Source organism: Halobacillus litoralis (assembly GCF_009856415.1).
In the GTDB taxonomy this organism is placed as follows: Bacteria; Bacillota; Bacilli; order Bacillales; family Halobacillaceae; genus Halobacillus; species Halobacillus litoralis_C.
This window is the reverse complement of record NZ_WMEZ01000021.1, coordinates 1-1,276: the sequence shown is the minus strand read 5'-3', so window position 1 is coordinate 1,276 and position 1,276 is coordinate 1. Positions and strand designations below refer to the sequence as shown.

General features: G+C 37.8%; 1 protein-coding gene. It reads left to right on the top strand.

What is annotated here, in order from left to right; genetic code table 11:
- The first annotated feature begins 79 nt into the window (after nucleotides 1-79).
- Nucleotides 80-1,239, top strand: a protein-coding gene (locus GLV98_RS19885; protein WP_160917701.1) for an IS3 family transposase whose coding sequence is annotated in 2 segments (ribosomal slippage) — nucleotides 80-359 and nucleotides 359-1,239 — 1,161 coding nt in all. Because the reading frame shifts where the segments join, the coding sequence is not laid out codon by codon here.
- Nucleotides 1,240-1,276: the final 37 nt, after the last annotated feature.

The following is a 1,276-nucleotide window of genomic DNA, read 5'->3' as shown; positions in this document are numbered from 1 at the left end:
TAGAGTGACCTAATAAAATGAGACTTAATAAAACACCTTCAAAGTTGTAATACTACTTACACTTGGAGGTGTTTTTCTTATGGGTAAAAAAGTTCATTATCCTGAAGAAGTTAAGAAGAAAGTTGTTCAATTAAAGTTAGAAGGAAACCATTCAAACCAAGAGTTGATGGATATGTTTGGAATTAAGAATAAGTCTCAAATTAAAACTTGGATGAAATGGTTTAGAAACGGGGAGAACCACCGTTTCGCTCAACCCATAGGAAAACAATATTCGAATGGGTTAGGTCCGGAAGATGATAATGAAGTGACGTTGTTGAAGAAGAAGGTTGCTTATTATGAAATGAGAGAGGAATTGTTGGGAAAGTACCAGGAAATCGAAAGGAAGTGGTTCCGGAAGTATTCATCCAAATCGTAGAAGCATTCAAGCATAAGTACAAGATTAAAGCTATTTGTGAGTGTTTCGGTGTAGCTAAAGCTACGTATTATCGTTGGCGGAGAAAGGAATGGGGGCCAACGGTGTTAGAAGAGAAGATCCTTGAGATTTGTGAAGGATTAAAGTTTCGAGTAGGTCACCGTATGGTCCGGGATCTCTTACGTAAAGAACATCAAATAAAGGTGAACCGAAACACGGTTCAAAGAATTATGCAGAAGTACCATGTTCAGTGTCGTGTGAAACCAAAGAGACAGTCCTATATTGCTGGGGAAAGCAAAATTGTTGTACCCAATTATTTAGAACGGAATTTCCATGCATCTAAACCTAATGAAAAGTGGGTGACAGATATTACCTACCTTCCTTATGGAGAGAAGATGTTATATTTATCAACGATTATGGATCTGTACAATAATGAAATTCTCGCTTATTCCATTAGTGACAATCAAGAGAAATCACTAGTATTGGATACGTTGAGGAAAGCTTGCGAGGGGCGTAATGTGTATGAAGTGATCCTTCACAGTGATCAAGGGTCACAGTATACGTCTTATGAATTTCAAGAAGAGACCAAAAAAAGAGGCATTATCACAAGCATGTCCCGGCGGGGAAACTGCTTTGATAATGCCGTCATCGAATCCTTCCACTCCCAGTTAAAATCGGAAGAATTCAACCCTCTGGATCGAGGGAAGTTAGATAATCATACAGTACGCGAAAAAGTAGAAACGTACATGTATTATTATAATTATTGTCGACCATTTAAAAAACTAAACTGCCAAACTCCAATTGAATTCAGAGTAATGGCAGCCTAGGTGTTTTATTGAGTCTTATTTAACTGTGTCACTCCAA